Origin of the sequence: Polynucleobacter sp. MG-28-Ekke-A2, from assembly GCF_035012985.1 — a bacterium.
Lineage (GTDB): Bacteria > Pseudomonadota > Gammaproteobacteria > Burkholderiales > Burkholderiaceae > Polynucleobacter.
The window spans coordinates 1-909 of record NZ_JAYGQU010000057.1 but is presented as its reverse complement, the minus strand read 5'-3'; the positions used below and the strand labels follow the sequence as shown (position 1 = coordinate 909).

The 909-nt window shown below is 47.5% G+C and carries 1 protein-coding gene; it reads right to left on the bottom strand.

Going from position 1 to position 909, the window contains the following annotated elements; all coding sequences use genetic code 11:
- The coding region (gene tuf / locus VC188_RS11900; RefSeq protein WP_323484105.1) for an elongation factor Tu at window positions 1-905 on the bottom strand (905 nt) is incomplete at its 3' end.
- Between the last annotated feature and the right edge of the window lie 4 nt (window positions 906-909).

Genomic DNA, 909 nt, shown 5'->3' with positions numbered 1-909 from the left:
GTGATTGAACCTGGCTTAGCCAATACTTGGCCGCGCTCAACTTCTTCACGTTTTGTACCGCGTAACAAGATACCAACGTTATCGCCTGCTTGACCTTGGTCGAGCAATTTGCGGAACATTTCAACACCAGTACAAGTAGTCTTGAGTGTTGGCTTGATACCGATAATTTCGATCTCTTCACCAACCTTAACAATACCGCGCTCGATACGACCAGTCACAACAGTACCGCGACCGGAGATAGAGAACACATCTTCTACTGGCATCAAGAATGCGCCGTCAACAGCACGTTCTGGAGTAGGAATAAAGGTATCCAAAGCTTCAGCCAATTTCATGATGGCTTCTTTACCCAATGGGCCTTCGTCGCCTTCAAGAGCTAACTTAGCAGAACCACGGATGATTGGTGTGTCATCGCCAGGGAATTTGTATTTAGATAAAAGCTCACGAACTTCCATTTCTACGAGCTCTAACAACTCTTCGTCATCAACCATGTCGCACTTGTTCAAGAACACGATGATGTAAGGAACGCCCACTTGGCGTGCCAAGAGGATGTGCTCACGAGTTTGTGGCATTGGGCCGTCAGCAGCAGAGCAAACTAAAATTGCGCCGTCCATCTGAGCAGCACCAGTAATCATGTTCTTCACGTAGTCAGCATGTCCTGGGCAATCCACGTGTGCGTAGTGACGGTTTGCAGTCTCGTACTCAACGTGCGCAGTATTAATCGTAATACCACGTGCTTTTTCTTCAGGAGCAGCATCGATCTGATCGTATGCTTTAGCTTCGCCACCGAATGCTTTAGAAAGCACGGTTGCAATTGCTGCTGTCAATGTGGTTTTACCGTGGTCAACGTGACCGATGGTGCCTACGTTTACGTGCGGTTTTGTCCGCTCGAATTTTTCTTTTGCCATTTTT